At 42.3% G+C, this 14529-nt stretch carries 14 protein-coding genes; 4 read left to right on the forward strand and 10 right to left on the reverse strand.

Going from position 1 to position 14529, the window contains the following annotated elements:
• Positions 1-141 precede the first annotated feature (141 nt).
• Positions 142-669: a hypothetical protein gene (locus tag DJ568_RS01870; protein WP_147238692.1), complete on the forward strand. Its 528-nt coding sequence runs from the start codon at positions 142-144 to the stop codon at positions 667-669.
• Positions 670-772: 103 nt separating this feature from the next.
• Here DJ568_RS01870 and DJ568_RS01875 read toward each other — a convergent pair whose 3' ends face one another.
• The 3 genes from DJ568_RS01875 to DJ568_RS01885 all read right to left on the reverse strand — a co-directional run bounded on the left by DJ568_RS01875 (position 773) and on the right by DJ568_RS01885 (position 2818).
• Positions 773-1159 carry a VOC family protein gene (locus DJ568_RS01875; RefSeq protein ID WP_114003530.1) on the reverse strand — a complete coding sequence of 129 codons (387 nt, stop codon included), beginning with the start codon at positions 1157-1159 and terminating at the stop codon, positions 773-775.
• Between the two features lie 97 nt (positions 1160-1256).
• Entirely contained in the window at positions 1257-1964 is a 708-nt protein-coding gene (locus DJ568_RS01880; RefSeq protein ID WP_114003531.1) for a 2OG-Fe(II) oxygenase, read from the reverse strand.
• Positions 1961-2818 (reverse strand): methylated-DNA--[protein]-cysteine S-methyltransferase, encoded by an 858-nt coding sequence (locus DJ568_RS01885; protein WP_114003532.1) that lies wholly within the window; start codon positions 2816-2818, stop codon positions 1961-1963. Before DJ568_RS01885 ends, DJ568_RS01880 begins: the two co-directional genes overlap by 4 nt.
• Before the next feature lie 123 nt (positions 2819-2941).
• On the opposite strand from DJ568_RS01885, the gene DJ568_RS01890 reads away from it, so the two are divergent.
• A complete protein-coding gene (locus tag DJ568_RS01890; RefSeq protein ID WP_114003533.1) occupies positions 2942-3337 on the forward strand; it encodes a hypothetical protein in 396 nt (131 codons plus the stop codon).
• 70 nt (positions 3338-3407) lie between these two features.
• On the opposite strand, the gene DJ568_RS01895 is transcribed toward DJ568_RS01890, so the two are convergent.
• Together DJ568_RS01895 and DJ568_RS01900 are read right to left on the reverse strand one after the other, a co-directional pair.
• Positions 3408-5246 (reverse strand): UbiD family decarboxylase, encoded by a 1839-nt coding sequence (locus DJ568_RS01895; protein ID WP_114003534.1) that lies wholly within the window; start codon positions 5244-5246, stop codon positions 3408-3410.
• A gap of 25 nt (positions 5247-5271) precedes the next feature.
• On the reverse strand, positions 5272-6402 hold the full coding sequence (locus DJ568_RS01900) for a glycosyltransferase family 4 protein (RefSeq protein ID WP_114003535.1): 1131 nt from the start codon (positions 6400-6402) through the stop codon (positions 5272-5274).
• A gap of 216 nt (positions 6403-6618) precedes the next feature.
• Here DJ568_RS01900 and DJ568_RS01905 point away from each other — a divergent pair, with 216 nt between their 5' ends.
• Positions 6619-7518, forward strand: a complete 900-nt coding sequence (locus tag DJ568_RS01905; RefSeq protein ID WP_114003536.1) for a nucleotidyltransferase family protein — start codon at positions 6619-6621, stop codon at positions 7516-7518.
• Positions 7519-7641: 123 nt separating this feature from the next.
• Here the strand turns inward: DJ568_RS01905 and DJ568_RS01910 are convergent, their stop codons facing one another.
• Positions 7642-7953 carry a DUF3467 domain-containing protein gene (locus tag DJ568_RS01910; protein WP_114003801.1) on the reverse strand — a complete coding sequence of 104 codons (312 nt, stop codon included), beginning with the start codon at positions 7951-7953 and terminating at the stop codon, positions 7642-7644.
• Between the two features lie 157 nt (positions 7954-8110).
• Here DJ568_RS01910 and DJ568_RS01915 point away from each other — a divergent pair, with 157 nt between their 5' ends.
• On the forward strand, positions 8111-9760 hold the full coding sequence (locus DJ568_RS01915; RefSeq protein ID WP_158534851.1) for a glycosyl hydrolase family 28-related protein: 1650 nt from the start codon (positions 8111-8113) through the stop codon (positions 9758-9760).
• A 9-nt stretch (positions 9761-9769) separates the two neighbouring features.
• On the opposite strand, the gene DJ568_RS01920 is transcribed toward DJ568_RS01915, so the two are convergent.
• The 4 genes from DJ568_RS01920 to DJ568_RS01935 are packed head-to-tail and all read right to left on the reverse strand — an operon-like array spanning position 9770 to position 14428.
• Positions 9770-10885 carry a glycosyltransferase gene (locus DJ568_RS01920; RefSeq protein WP_114003538.1) on the reverse strand — a complete coding sequence of 372 codons (1116 nt, stop codon included), beginning with the start codon at positions 10883-10885 and terminating at the stop codon, positions 9770-9772.
• An 11-nt stretch (positions 10886-10896) separates the two neighbouring features.
• Positions 10897-12081, reverse strand: coding sequence for a glycosyltransferase family 4 protein (locus DJ568_RS01925; protein ID WP_114003539.1), 1185 nt, complete (start codon positions 12079-12081; stop codon positions 10897-10899).
• Between the two features lie 7 nt (positions 12082-12088).
• On the reverse strand, positions 12089-13225 hold the full coding sequence (locus DJ568_RS01930; RefSeq protein ID WP_114003540.1) for a glycosyltransferase: 1137 nt from the start codon (positions 13223-13225) through the stop codon (positions 12089-12091).
• A 30-nt stretch (positions 13226-13255) separates the two neighbouring features.
• Entirely contained in the window at positions 13256-14428 is a 1173-nt protein-coding gene (locus DJ568_RS01935) for a glycosyltransferase family 4 protein (protein ID WP_114003541.1), read from the reverse strand.
• Positions 14429-14529: the final 101 nt, after the last annotated feature.

Consider the following 14529-nt stretch of genomic DNA (forward strand, 5'->3'; position numbering starts at 1 on the left):
CTTGTTAAATATTAGCTAACTTTAATTTAATAAGCATTTTTAAATATGACAGCGTTAAAGGACATTATCAAACCACTGTGCATTTTTTTTGCATTGATTGCCCTATTGGCTTTAAGCTGTTAAAAAGAGCAAAGAACAACTGTGCCTGCAGAGATACCTAAAGAGACACTTCCGCCAGATGACTCATCGTATCTTTGGGCCACAATGGGCACTCCGTTTTATACCTTTAAATCAAACATAGATTTTTATGGTGTTAAAGAAACAAACAGGTTTTACCTGTTTGCTGAAAATTTAACCGCCGATGCTGAACAACAAAGTATCGAAATCAGATTCACATATCAATCAGACCTAAAAATGCCAAAAGTGGGGAAATTTTATATTTATGAAATGTATAACCTGGAAAAGGATATGGTGTTTGAAGGCAAAACGTACGCTGAAATTGTAGATAGAGCTCGCACGCCGCAACAATTTAATACAAACTATGATAACAGTACCAATAAATCCTACATAAATTTTACCAAAGTTTCATCAACAGAAGTTAGCGGCGAATTTTCGTTACAGGTGCCGGCCAAGGAAAAAATTGACGGGTTTCAGCCATTTATCAGTGTGACCGGCAAATTCAATAATGTTAAACTTAAAAATACCGTTAAGTACCCTTACAATTCATGAAGGCAATTGTGTAATAGATGTTCACGCTGAGTACATTGTCTATTTGCTCCGGCAGAGTGTCATGGGAAGTAATACCGCAATTACCTGGGTGGCAAATCTATAATTAAGCCATTGAGTGTAACCCAATCCGGCTACCTTCAGTGTCAATAAATAATCCCATAAATCCATACTCAGGTGATATTTGCATTTTGGGTGTGTGTATTGTACCGCCGGCAGTCTCAACTTTGGCAAGTACCTGGTCCAGGTCATCACCGCCGTTAAGATAAATTAGTGTGCCTTTGTCAGCACTTGGTGTAAGCATATCCGGAACCTCGCATAATGCGCCGCCAATTCCGGTCATCATATCCTCTACCGGGAATAGGCGCATCTTCGTATCTTCCATATCCATCGGTATCATTTCAATATCAAAAATGGTTTCGTAAAACTTTTGCGCGCGGCTGATATCCACTGCTGGGATCTCAAACCAACTAATGGCGTGTTTGAATGTCATGGTAACTATGGTTATGTGTTACGCAAATTTAATGTATTGCGCCTAAAATAATATGCTTAAATATGTTAATGTTAATTTGGGTTTTGACAGTTCAATTTCACTTCGCATCATGAAATATCACCCCCAGCGTATATCTCCGGCCGTCGGTTATTTCGCTAACGCCGTGCCGCATATTTACCTTATGATACCCCCTGCTGCCGCGTACCGGCCTGAAGTTGGTAGTAAACACCAGCAAATCTCCTTTATTGGGCTTTAATACTATCGCCCTCGACTGTGCGCGTGGCCTCTGTTCAACCAGAACAAATTCGCCGCCTTCAAAATCTTTCCCCGGTTCGCTCAGTATAATTACAGCCTGCATGGGGAAAAACACATCGCCATACAAATCCTGGTGCAGGGCATTGTAACCGCTTCTGCCGTATTGCAATATAAGGGGCGTAGGTTTTAACTGGCCTTCGGCATGGCAATAGTCTACCAACTCCTTGTGTGCAGCCGGAAACTCTTTGTCGATATTCAAAACCTTCATCCAGTTATTGGCAACGGGTGCCAACAACGGATAGATTCCTGTACGCAACTGCTGTACAACATCCGGCAAAGGGTATGTAAAATATTTATATTCCCCCAGCCCGTATTGATGCCGCTCCATTACTACGGTTTTACGGTATAACTCACTATGATTGTACTCGCTCACCAAAATATCACATTCTTTTTCTGTTAGTATATTGGGGATGATGGCGTAGCCAGTACGGTTTAAATCATCAGTTAGTCTGTCATTGTCGATACTATTTATAGCTTTGTTAATGCTCATATCTCAATCTTTTTATCCATTAAACCTGCCGCTTCCCAGCCAATCATAGCCGATTTGCGTGCGGTGCCCCAATGATACTGCCCAAACTCGCCGGTTGATTTAATTACCCTGTGGCAGGGTATTAAAAATGCCACCGGATTATCGCCCACAGCACTACCCACTGCACGTGACGCTGTTGGCATTTGTACCCCCTGCGCCACATTTGCATAGGTTGCCAAACCACCTGAGGGTATTTTTAATAATGCTTCCCACACTTTTAGCTGAAAAACAGTTCCCTTTAAATGGAGTTTTATTTCACTTATCTCGCTCCAGTCCCTTTTAAATATAAACAGGGCGTTTTGTTGTAAACGGTCGGCAAATTGTTTGTATTCTGCATTCGGAAATTGCATTTTTAATTGTCCAAAGGCGTCATCCCTGTCATTAGCAAAAGCCATATAACAAATACCTTTAGATGTTGATGCTACGATGACGTCACCAAACGGACTCTCGGCGAAGCTATAGTTGATAGTAAGTGCTACACCGCCATTTTTATACTCAGCAGGGGTCATGCCTTCAAGGGTGATGAACAGGTCGTGCAGTCGGCCGGTACCGCTTAGGCCGGTTTCAAAAGCTGTATTAAACAGGGTGGGCTGCTTTTGCTTTAGTATGCCCTTAGCGTGCTGTAAACTTAGGTATTGTATAAATTTCTTCGGACTTATGCCCGCCCATTCAGTGAACATACGCTGAAAGTGAAAGGGACTTAGCCCCACCTTTTCAGCTATAACATCCAGATCGGGCTGGCTCTTGAAATTGCCCTTAATATACGCAATCGCTTTTTCGATACGGTGATAGTTAATTGCATCCTGTGTTTCCATAGCGTTAATTATTACACAACAAAGGTAAACTGTAATCCCCGTGGTAAAACCCGTATCTTGCTCAATTAGCCGTAGGCTTAACTATTTTAAAAACACTATTTTTGACAGATAAGGCAATATCTTATGAAAATAGCTCATGTGCTTTTATTAGCAGGCACTGCATTACTCGCCGCTTGCGAAGGAAAAAAACAAATTGACGAAGTTAAGTCGGCTACTGTTGAGGCGATATCATACCAGACGGAGACGGCATTTAACATTACCTGCGACCGGTTTGACACTTATTATCAAGACAAATGGAAAACGCGGACTATCACCGAAAAAGCCCAACTTGACAATTTAACCGGTTTGTTATACGCGCTTAAGCGAATTGATAATGGATATGAGCCGAATGTAAGGGTGAAGCTACTGCTCAACTACACTTCAGGAAAAACCGATACAGTTTGCCTGGACGATAAAGTGACGAGGTTTAAAGGCGGGAGCTATGAAACCTCAGTAGAGTTGGCCAATATGGTCCAGTAAACAATCATCTTAAACCGTTTCCAGAAATAGGAGCAGCTAGAAGTTGGTTACACGCCGGGATCGGTAAACCTTAAATTATTCCATACAAGGCACCACCTTTTTCGCCCATCCTATCCACCAGTTTTTCTACCGCGGGGTCTTTTTCCAGTACCGGCGCGTGATGCGGCTTTATGCGCGCATCAATAATAAGCGGCCCATGACAGCCCCAGTGCTTATGTTCTGTAAAACTGTCGATGCCATAAATATCATGCGACGGATTACTGCGTGTAAAGGTTACCCAAACCAGGTTATTTACGTTTTGCGCGGTAAAAGCTGCATCATTACATAATACTATCAGTGGCAGGCCCGGCAGGTGTTTGCCTGTGAGGTGTTCCTGTAATATTTCCAGGATAAGCTCGGTATCGCTGGCGCGGATGTTATTTGGCACTTCCAATGCCAGCACACCCGGTAAGGCCATTTGGTAATTTACAAAAGGGCGGGGTATACTGAAATCAACAGGGAGTTCTGTCCACAACTCACGTTTAACATCCCCGGCGACAGTTACGGCAACCTTGCTGCCCGAATTAAGGCTGCTGCCGGTATAATCAAGTGTATCGATAGTGGTTTTAGTGTGAAAGTGGAGGTCGCGAGTGAGATCTACACGCTGCAAAACATGTTTCAGGAAGGCGCCAATATCGTTAATATCCAGTTTCGGATCATCCTCTTTGGCCGCAATAAAAAGGTATTTGGCTAAGCTTAACTGGTTTTTACCAAATATGTGATTAGCGATGGTAAGTATCTCCTGGGGCTTACGTTCGTTAATATAAGGTGTGTACCTCTCGCTGCCAATGGCAAATAATAACGGATGCACACCCGCTGCATCCACTGCATTAACAGCGTGCAATCCGGGTATCTCCCGCGGCAGCGCCGAACCCGTTATCTCATGTATAAGCGCGCCAAAGCTGGTATCTTCCTGCGGCGGCCGGCCTACTACCGTAAACGACCAGATAGGATTTTTACGATGATACACATTGTGCACCTTCATCAACGGAAAAGGATGTGTTAAACTATAGTAACCAAGATGATCGCCAAACGGCCCTTCGGGTTTATTGTGGTGTGGCATTACTGTGCCGGTAATTACAAAGTCGGCGTCTGCGGATATGCAAAAACCTTCATTATCATAATAATACCTGAACCTTCGGTTGCCCAACGCTCCGGCAAATGTCATCTCTGACAATCCCTCCGGCAGTGGCATTACAGCAGCCACCGGGTGCGACGGCGGGCCACCAATAAATATACTCACTTTAAGCGGTTGCCCTTTGGCGTTGGCCTTGGTTTGATGCACACCTATTCCGCGATGTAACTGGTAGTGCAATCCTACCTCACTATTTAGTACATAATCGTTACCGGCCAATTGTATGCGGTACATGCCCAGGTTAGCATTCATAACTCCTGGTTTATCCGCATCTTCAGTATATACCTGCGGCATCGTTACAAAAGGTCCACCGTCTTTTGGCCAGTTTACTATTTGCGGCAGTTCACTTATTTGTGTACGTCCAAACTTTATGGGCGCTCCGCCCCCGCCCTTTAAAGGCAAGGCCGACAACGCTGTTAGCGCTACATCGGCATATTTAAAAGGATTTTTTAGCGCCTGTAACGGGTCGCCTTTTACATCAACCAGCTTTTTTACTTTTTCAAGCGAATCCCTGAAAATAAACTTCGACCTGTCGAGCGTGCCAAATAAATTGGATAATGCCGGGAATTTGCTTCCTTTAACATTTTCAAATAATATAGCCGGTCCTCCGTGCTCAAAAACACGCAGGTGTATAGCCGCCATTTGCAGGTAAGGGTCAACTTCCTCTTTTATTCTTATCAGGCGGCCATGCTTTTCAAGATCAGCTACGCAGGCTTGTAAACTATTATAACCCATTGCGCGCTAAATTACGCACAATAAATTATAAAGCATTTAACAAAGCCATTAAAGCCTTGCCCGATGCATCCCAGTTAAGCCGGGTTGCATATTCATTAAATGATGAGCGCGATAATTCGGTGTAAAGGGTACTGTCGCGAAAGACGGCTTGGATATAGTTTACATATAATTCCGGGTTGTCGTACAGCGAAAACATTTTACCGTTAATATCATCCTTTATCATGGTAGGGATGCCGCCTACATCAGTTGTAATACACGGGAGGCCGAAAGAATTGGCTTCAGCATACACAACAGGCGTACAGTCGGCCTTTGACGGCAATAATAAAAAATGGCTTTGGGTGAACAACTTTTTTAAAAGCTGCTGTCCCTCGTGAGTGCTTTTGCTAACGAAGCCATAGTTTTTTACATATGGCGGGAGCTCTTTAAAAAAATCCGGCTGTATGCCGGCAATGTGTAAAATGGCAGGTACTCCCCGCTGGTTAAGCTCCCGCGTTATCGCCAAAGCTACGTCACCGCCTTTACGGTCCCACTCCACGCCTAAAAAAAGCAAGTGGCAAGTAACGGTATCCTTATTATTTGCGATGCTTTCTATATCTGCCAGCACACGATCGCATTCAATATTGGCGCCGAAAGGCACTACTTTGATTTTGGCCGGATCTACGTTGTAATAATCTATCGCGGTTTTAGCCGCCCATTCTGACGAGTAAATAGCCAACTGACAGTTATCAAATGCAGCCTGCTCAAGTTTATTGCCGTTACGTATGCTTTCGGCAGCCAGGTTGGTAAAATATGGGTAAAAGTCGATCATCCCCGCAAACGTGGCATCGGTATAAAATACCTTTGGCTTGCCGGATTGGATAAGGTTGATAGGCAAGGATGACGGTGAAAATATAATATCGGCATCAGGTTTTATTCTCCTTTCGGCTTTAACGGCGTTGCCGCGCACCAGCAAAGGTACCCTGTCAAACAGGTACCGCTGGCCCATTTTACTGTAGATGTAAGCTTTAAGCCGTAAGTATCCGGTGATTGATGTATCGAGGTTCCCTACAAAATCAAGCTCGGCATGTTGTTGTAAAGCCGCAGCTATGTAGTGACCCAAACCCGACCACTGGTGCACATCCCGGGCATCGTATGTGGTTATATAGCTAATGTTCATATTATTCGGCTGAAACGATGCCTAATTGTCGGATTTTTTATATTTTCGCTTAAATATGTTGTAATATTTATAATAATCAATTCAAATCATTAAAAATAACATATTATTTAAGTTGACTTGATATTAAATTAGCAACTTAAACTGCCTTTATAAGTTATTCCCCTAAATAACTTTATCGCAACATATATTATACATCCGCTAAAATTACATAAAACAATGAAACCAACATTATTAATATTAGCCGCGGGCATGGCCAGCCGCTATGGCAGCATGAAACAGGTTGACGGCTTTGGCCCCAACGGCGAAACGATTATTGATTATTCCATATACGATGCCATTAAAGCCGGCTTCGGCAAAATCAGCTTCATCATCCGCGAGGAGTTTGCCGAGGCGTTTAAAGCCAAGTTTGAGCCCAAGCTAAAAGGTAGGGTAGAGACAGATTATGTGTTCCAGGGTTTTGACCTGAAGCCTTTTGGTATTGATAAAGAAGTAGAACGTGCCAAACCCTGGGGAACGGCCCATGCCGTGCTGGCAGCACGCAACCAGGTGCATGAGCCTTTTTGCGTAATAAATGCCGACGACTTTTACGGTTATGATGCCTTTGAAAAGATGGCCAAATTTTTAACCACTGAAGCTGCTGATGATACCTACTCACTGGTAGGTTACCAGATAGACAAAACCCTGTCAGAGAATGGCTCGGTATCGCGCGGGGTATGCAAGGTTGAGGACGGCAATATGATAGAGATAAACGAGCGCACCCAGGTGTATTTTAAAGAAGACGGCAGCGTAGTGTACGAAGAGGGTGGTGTGGAATACCCGTTAGCTAACGATACCCGTGTATCAATGAACTTCTGGGGCTTTACACCGGCAGTTTTTAAACAAAGCGAGCCGATGTTTAAACGGTTTGTTGAGGCAAACGAGGGGAACCCGAAAGCGGAGTTTTTTATCCCGCTGGTAGCTGATGAACTGATAAAAAGCAGAACCGCTAAATTTAAAGTAATCCCTACGGCCAACAAATGGTTTGGTGTTACTTACAAGGAGGATAAACCTATAGTGCAGGAAAGTATTTCGGAACTGGTGAACAATGGCACCTACCCCGAAAATCTTTGGGCTTAACCCCCCGGGGGGGACTTTAGAACAACTCCGGACTCGCTCAGTTATACCTACTATAAGGTAAATAAAAAAGCGTTATGGCAAATGCCATAACGCTTTTTATATTAATAATAAGGCTAAAAACTGTTACGCCTGGCCCATCGTACCACCAAAATTCATGGGGAAACCCGGGTTTTCCGGCTGTATTTTAATACGACCGTTAACAGCTTCAAACTTCTCGATGTTATCCTCCAAAGCACTCAACAGCCTCTTCGCATGTTCGGGTGTTAATATAACGCGCGATTTTACTTTTGCTTTAGGTACGCCCGGCATTACCCGTATAAAGTCGAGCACAAACTCAGCGTTTGAATGTGTTATAATGGCAAGGTTTGAGTATATCCCTTCTGCTATATCTTCCGTCAGCTCAATGTTAAGCTGGTTATCGTTTTGTTCTTCCATAACACTAAAGTAATGAAATATACTGCTGTACGCCAAAAACATTATTAAACCTATATGTTTAGATAGGGTCAAAACGTTTGTAACTTTACTTATATAATTATCATCTATGCGCGTTTTCAAATATACATGCTGTTCCTTTTTGCTTATCTGCCTTGTAGTGTTTACAACAAACCCGGGCTATACATTGCCCGCTTTAAGCCCGTCTATACCGGTAAAACAAAATGCTATCGCTACGATTAACGTGGTAAGCCTGGGCGCTGATAACACCGGATTTAAGGATTGCAGCGATATTGTACGAAAAGCGCAGGAAATGGGTAACGTTTATTTCCCGGCGGGCACCTATCTTATGTCCACCGTAGACGTGATAAGTAACCGTAAATACTTTGGCGATGGGATGGGAAAAACCATTATCAAATCAAACTATAAAAAGGTTAAAGCGATGTGGGCCATCTCCACAAAAAACTTCGATAAAAGCGGGCATCCTAAAAGGAATATAGAAAATGTTGAGCTGTGTGACATGACGTTGGATTACAACCTTACTAAATGGATAGACTACTTCAGCATGATAATTTTTAAGGGTGGACCGGCAAATTATATCCGGAATGTGAAAATACAACGTATTGAGTTTATTGACAGTGGAAAATGGGTGCATCCCGATGCTAATAACGGCAAGGGTAAAGATATGTGGTCTATAAACCTGAGTTCATTTGCCTCAAAAACAGAAGATATATTAGTGGATAACTGCATCTCAAACGCCGAGTCAAAACAGTTTGTGGCGGGTGGGGGCAGCTGGCTCAAAAATATAACTGTCACTAATAATTATATTAAAAAACCACATGCCAATGGTATTGCATTTACCACTGTATCTGATGGCGACGTTACCTTTGATGGTTTTATAGTAAAAAACAATACTATTGTTGATGCGTTTGGCAGTGCCATATTATTTGGCAACGACCCGGGGACTGACCGGCTGAACGGAGGCAAACAAACTTTTTCAAACCTATTGGTAGCCAATAACAAAATTATACTGAGCGATTATAACGTGTATGGCAAAAGCTACCGCACAAAAAAATCATACCCCTATGTAGTTAATTTAAGCGGCGCCGACCCTTATATGAAAAACGTCACCATCAGGGATAACGAGATAGAGGTTAAACCTGAGTACAGTGGCGGGGATATAGCCTTGGGAAAAATACGATCATACGCTTTTAAAAGAACGCCTGTGGTAGCCGCGACGAGTTTTACACAGCCTAAAGTTAATAGTAATGTAGTTGTTAAGTATACGCCAATAGACAAGGGCACGTATATCGCCGGCTCATTTATAAAAATTAATAACGTGGGCATGTATGAGATAGTTAGCGCTACTGCAACAACGTTAACCTTGAAGCTCACAAACTGGTATTTGAAGGCAACTCCGGGCGCACTTGTACCCGCGGGAAGCAAGCTTTACTTTAAAGGTGGTATATTGGAGAATGTAACGTTCGCCAACAACAAAATAACAGGCAGCAAACTACTGCAAATGGTACCGGGGGGACTGATTAATAATTTGACCCTGACTGGTAATAATAATGTGGATTTTAGCATGCGTTACGCCAATGTGATTATTGACAATGTTGTTATCAAAAACAATACAAATCTCTACTTCCGCCAGACAGATGGTTTCATACGGGGTAATTTAACCGGAAATAAGATGACTAATCCGTCCAAAAAAAGTAACAAGCTGCTTAATTTAAGCGATGAAGTGATAAAAAGCAGGCAGATTGACAAGAAAAATGAATTGCAGCTACAAGGCAATAGTATTAAGTAAAGCAGCGGCCTAGGCTAAGTCGTTAAACAGTTTCCTGAGTAAAGGTCCCGTTACGGTTTCCACGTAATTTGTTTTTGCCCTTATATAGCCCGCGTCACCCATCCTGGTGCGTAATTCCGGATCATTGATCAGTTTAACTATTGCAGTATGTAATGCGTCAACATTGTTAGGCGGTATTACCAACCCTGTTTCGTTATGTTGTGTAACCTCACTCACCCCACTGCCAACATCAGAAACAATGGTTGGCAACTTGCAAAGCTGGGCTTCAACCAATACCTGGCCATATGATTCGGTACGGTTGGTGCAAGGCAGTAAAAAAATATCGCTTGCGTGCAAAAATCCGCCCTTGTTAAAATCATTTATCTCGCCAACAAAATGTACTCTATCCGCTATGCCCAGATCATGAGCCAGCTGTTTGTTGTTTTTTAATTCAGGGCCGTGGCCGCCAATAAGAGCATGCACATCGGTAGTTCTTGCTATCGCTTTTATAATAAGGTCAATCCCTTTATACGCTACCTGCCTGCCCAGAAAAGCAACCGTAGGTGCGCCTTTTGTATATTTATCTCTGAAATCAGCAGCAACTTTGGCTATAAGCAATTCATCCATAAAAGGTTTTTCGCTGGTACCGTTTGGAACCGTCGAAAATTTATCCTCAAACCCTACCAACTCATCTGAATGTGCCGGGTATTTATCCGTATAAGAAATAATACGAGCAGTGCGCTTAAGCAGTATCTTGTATAACGGCAGTACTATCTTTTTTAAGAACTTTTGCCTTACTATATCTGTATGATGGGTTACAACTATTTTTGCGCTTTTTGGCGCACCTATAAGTATTGAAACCATCCCAACCGGGTTGGGTGCGTGAAAGTGAATAATATCAGGCTTTAGGCCTTTGATGTACTTAATCATCTTAAAAGTGAGTTCCTGCGAAAACAGGTTGCCCATACTTCCCACCCTTATCACTTTTATTCCGTTTACTTCCTCTTCAACCGTTTGCGAGTTGGTATTAAAAACTAAAACAATTACTTCGTGGTCTTTGGATAACTCCTCACTGCAGTGCCGTGTGTTATTTTCTATCCCACCTTTATATGGGGGATAGTATTTACCAACTTGTAAAATTCTCATTTTAACTTAGGTTATCGCTCAGTTTGTAAAATGTACTTTTTGAATTCGCCCCAAAAACTGCCTTTCTTATTTCTTATCTCGGTGAAGCTGTATTCTGATGATTTTTCGAAATTTTCTTTAGCCATACTGCATAGCTCTGCCTTATTGGTAATTACCTGCTTTATATGTTGGGCCAAAGTTTTATGGTCGCCGGGTTTATGAATATATTTAGCCGGCAAAAGCTCAGGCGTGCCTGCTATGGACGATGCCAGTACAGGACATGCCCTGCTCATCGCTTCAATAACCGCACGGGGCAATCCCTCGTGCTTTGACGGGTGCAGATATACATCCAAACTATCCAAGAAATCAAAAACCGGCTGGCCCGACGAAATTTTACCGACTATAATAGCATATCTACCCATATTATGCTTATCTATCAGGTTTTGCAGATAAGCGATGTCGCCCTTGCCAACAAACAGGATCTCAAAATCAGGTATAACATTTATTAAGCTCTTTAAAGCCAGCAGCGATTCCTCCAAACCTTTATAAGCTACGTTTAAGGTGCCGATCAGGCCAAATCGCAATTTTGCAGGCGGGTTTTTTAATCTTTCTATATGCCTGTTATATATTTCAATATCCTGCTGGTCAGGCAGAACAACATTTGATGCGTTTCTGCTTAAGCCCTTTTTCATGGGGTAAGCTTTTTGCAAATAATATTGGGTTACATAGATAGCAAACTTAGCGTTCCAAAGTGCGCGCTTAGTACGCCACTCAGTAATAGCGGCCATCACCTTTCCTTTTAATGAACCGTGATACCAATATGAGTCCCACGCATCACCTACCACTTCTATGGCATAAGGCTTATTGTACTTTCTGGCAGTTTCAATAACAAATAACCCTAATTCACTCGGTAGTCTTACTGCAACGCCGTCATGCTCAAGAACCTGTTTTTTTACAAACGCATCCTCTTTTATGTAATTTTTAACATAATTTCCGAAAAGCCTTTTATTTTCTGCAAATGCAAAATTGATGTTTTCACTGCTTGAAACGTCAAGTTTAGAAAAATCAACTTCCTTATCGGAAAGATTCGCGAGAACTGTTACAGAATCAAAATGGAGCAAATAAGGCTCAAAAGCTTTTTTACCGTTAACACTCGAACTATAATATACGCCGTCCTTCTCGTAATAATCATGATCGTAAACGTGCAATAATTTCATTGTGGTACTATTTATTGTTGATCACTTCATCAATTGCCTCAAAATACTGCCTGCTTATAGCTAAGGAACTGAAGTGTGTGGCGCGTTCCCTGCCGGCTATCCGCAATTGCTCTTGCAATTCCTTGTTTACTAATATTTCTTGTATATTTTGAGCCAGGCTAACTGCGTCTTCTACCTTTGCCAATAAGCCTTCTTTATTGTGTTTTATTATCTCGTTAGGTCCAAAATCGCATTCGGTAGACACTACAGCGCAATCACAAATCATGGCCTCGGTTATTACATTACCGAAACCTTCCCAGCGTGACGACAGCACAAATACGTCCGCATTGGCAAAAAACTGGTAAGGGTTAGTTTGAAAGCCCGCAAAGCGTATATTCTCCGTTAAGCCTTTTGCGTCCCGCAACTCCATTAATTTTTGTTTATCATCGCCCTCGCCAAGTATCCATAAGTTAAAATCAACACTTTGTTTTACAAGCGCCAATGCTTCAATCAATATATCAAATCCCTTTTGTTTATGCAGCCGCCCACAGGCTATTAATTGGTTGTCTTTCCGTACATACGTATTATCAAGCGGCTCAGCTTTTTTTAACAAGTAACTATCCTCGTCATAGCCGGCGTTGTATATCACTTTTACAGGTACTCTGATTCGTAGCTTATCGATCAACTCCTGCTTGACGCCGCCGCAAATAGCTATTATTTCCGTCGCAGCGTTATACCACTTTGGTATCAAATTCAGATATAGTTTACCTCGCAAACCCTCGTTTGATAAACTTTTAACCGGGGCGTTCTGACAGCACAATATTACAGGTGGCGCATTTTTCAATTTCCGCTTAAGATAACTTAGCATTAGGTTTTGCGGGTCCATGATAGATATCACAGCGCTAGGCTTAAGTTGGTCAATCAGCTTTTTAAGAGGCAAGTATGATTTTAGCAAAGCCTTTAGCGAAGATGTTACGCCTGTTGTAAGATGGTGAACAACAATAGCCTGAGGTAGCCGGGCTTCGTAATTCCCGCCATCACGCGTAAGGGCTAAATGAACTTCGTACTTCGCAAAATCCGTATGAGTAATTATGCGCAAAAGGTGCATTTCTGCTCCGCCACCGCCAAATTTAGAACAGAAAAAAAGTAATTTGCGCCGCTGCATTTTATAATAAAGTTAATCTTAAAGCACTTTTCATACAAATGTAGCAATCTTGTTATATATATTTTGATATTTTTCCATTACGGCATCCTTGCTGAACAGTGCCTTAGATAAGGCGACGCCGTTTTTGCCATATTGCGTTAGCCGGGCCGGCTCGTTTTTTAATTGTAATATAGCTTGGTAAAAATCGTCGTAGTTATTCATGCCGATGACCTCACCACATTCGCGCTCCTCTAATATTTCACGGGCACTGCAAACATCAAATGATATTACCGGAGTTCCACAACTAATAGCTTCTATCATGCAACGCGCCAGTCCTTCTTTGTTAGATGCTATGGCTACCAGGTCGCTCACCTTATACCAGCGATCCATACGGCTATCATGACCGATAAAGCTGACAAGATGCTCAATATTCATTTCTTTAACTGCATCAAGACATTGGCGTGCATAATCATTACTATCAGGGTGAAAATCACCTATAAAATAAAAATGCGCGTCGGCCGTGTCTTTAAATTTTGAAACTACCTGTTGTATAAAAGGAAGCTGAGCCTTCTTCTCGTTGAATGCCGCTACATAACTAATCGCAAACTGGTTTAATGGTATGCCCAGCTCGGCCCGCAGCCGATCCGACTCCGGTTTATCAACTGGTTTAAATAAATCGTGCTTTACAATACTATAAGTAACAAAGATCTTTTGGCTGCCGTTACCATCAAGCAGTTTGTTAAGCACAAAATCTTTCATTTCTTCAGATAATACTACTATAATATCTGCCTTTTGCGCTATAAATGTCCATTTTTTCAATGACGAAAGTTCATCGGCCGATTTGGTGTCACGAAGATTGAATATCACCTTTGCACCGGCCATACGGCCACCAAAGTAAGCACACCAGAACCCCTGAATATCATTACAATATAGCGCCTTTAACTTATTGCTTTTTAACGTCCGGTAGGCGAGGTAGTTAGATTTTATAATATCGGCAATTTTTGCCAAACGACCCTGCTTACTGTCTTTACTACCCCATTTAATATTGCTCTTGATTATTTTCCAGCCCCTCGCCTTCCAGCGCGCGTTAAACGGACCTTCACGGTTTGTAAGAATTACAGGTTCAAGGTCAGCGTCCTGCTCCAATATTTGCGTCATGCTGTTTACTCCACCATTTGAATGGTTAGTTGTTTGATAAATAGAATAAAGAACTCTTTTTGGCATGACGCTATAAAAATTATCAGTTAGGTACGTTAACCTTGGTACGCCTGTCCCGCAAATCGGTAATAGGCTTTTCGTAGTATTTGTAGAGTAAGATGGAGATG

The organism is Mucilaginibacter hurinus (genome assembly GCF_003324525.1).
In the GTDB taxonomy this organism is placed as follows: Bacteria; Bacteroidota; Bacteroidia; order Sphingobacteriales; family Sphingobacteriaceae; genus Mucilaginibacter; species Mucilaginibacter hurinus.

Bases quoted from the DNA above. Each gene is read 5' to 3' on its own strand.
- DJ568_RS01880 (WP_114003531.1), bottom strand. From the start codon at position 1,964: ATGAGCATTAACAAAGCTATAAATAGTATCGACAATGACAGACTAACT.
- DJ568_RS01925 (WP_114003539.1), bottom strand. From the start codon at position 12,081: ATGAAATTATTGCACGTTTACGATCATGATTATTACGAGAAGGACGGC.
- DJ568_RS01875 (WP_114003530.1), bottom strand. From the start codon at position 1,159: ATGACATTCAAACACGCCATTAGTTGGTTTGAGATCCCAGCAGTGGAT.
- DJ568_RS01890 (WP_114003533.1), top strand. From the start codon at position 2,942: ATGAAAATAGCTCATGTGCTTTTATTAGCAGGCACTGCATTACTCGCC.
- DJ568_RS01910 (WP_114003801.1), bottom strand. From the start codon at position 7,953: ATGGAAGAACAAAACGATAACCAGCTTAACATTGAGCTGACGGAAGAT.
- DJ568_RS01905 (WP_114003536.1), top strand. From the start codon at position 6,619: ATGAAACCAACATTATTAATATTAGCCGCGGGCATGGCCAGCCGCTAT.
- DJ568_RS01895 (WP_114003534.1), bottom strand. From the start codon at position 5,246: ATGGGTTATAATAGTTTACAAGCCTGCGTAGCTGATCTTGAAAAGCAT.
- DJ568_RS01930 (WP_114003540.1), bottom strand. From the start codon at position 13,225: ATGCAGCGGCGCAAATTACTTTTTTTCTGTTCTAAATTTGGCGGTGGC.
- DJ568_RS01920 (WP_114003538.1), bottom strand. From the start codon at position 10,885: ATGAGAATTTTACAAGTTGGTAAATACTATCCCCCATATAAAGGTGGG.
- DJ568_RS01900 (WP_114003535.1), bottom strand. From the start codon at position 6,402: ATGAACATTAGCTATATAACCACATACGATGCCCGGGATGTGCACCAG.
- DJ568_RS01885 (WP_114003532.1), bottom strand. From the start codon at position 2,818: ATGGAAACACAGGATGCAATTAACTATCACCGTATCGAAAAAGCGATT.
- DJ568_RS01935 (WP_114003541.1), bottom strand. From the start codon at position 14,428: ATGCCAAAAAGAGTTCTTTATTCTATTTATCAAACAACTAACCATTCA.